Origin of the sequence: Microbacterium karelineae, from assembly GCF_009745985.1 — a bacterium.
In the GTDB taxonomy this organism is placed as follows: Bacteria; Actinomycetota; Actinomycetes; order Actinomycetales; family Microbacteriaceae; genus Microbacterium; species Microbacterium karelineae.
Window position 1 is genome coordinate 1 of record NZ_WFIX01000016.1, and the last position, 323, is coordinate 323.

The 323-nt window shown below is 35.9% G+C and carries 1 protein-coding gene; it reads left to right on the forward strand.

Annotated elements, in window-relative coordinates; translation table 11 throughout:
* Positions 1 to 323, forward strand: a 323-nt coding sequence (locus tag GB932_RS21740; RefSeq protein WP_197517167.1) for an oleate hydratase, incomplete at both ends; no start/stop codon positions are given.

The following is a 323-nucleotide window of genomic DNA, read 5'->3' on the forward strand; positions in this document are numbered from 1 at the left end:
AAAACTATTGCTTAAGAAAAAAGAAGAACTGGATGATCTTACAATTGAAGATTATTTTTCTCAATCTTTCCTCAACAGTAATTTCTGGTTCTTCTGGCGTTCTATGTTTGCCTTCGAAAACTGGCACAGCTTACTGGAACTGAAACTGTATATGCACAGATTCCTTCACGCCATTGACGGAATGAAAGACTTCTCATGTCTGGTATTCCCCAAATATAACCAGTACGACACGTATGTAACTCCATTAAAAAACTTCCTGGTGGAAAAAGGGGTGCAGATCCAGTTTAATACTTTGGTAAAAGATCTTGATATTCATATTAATA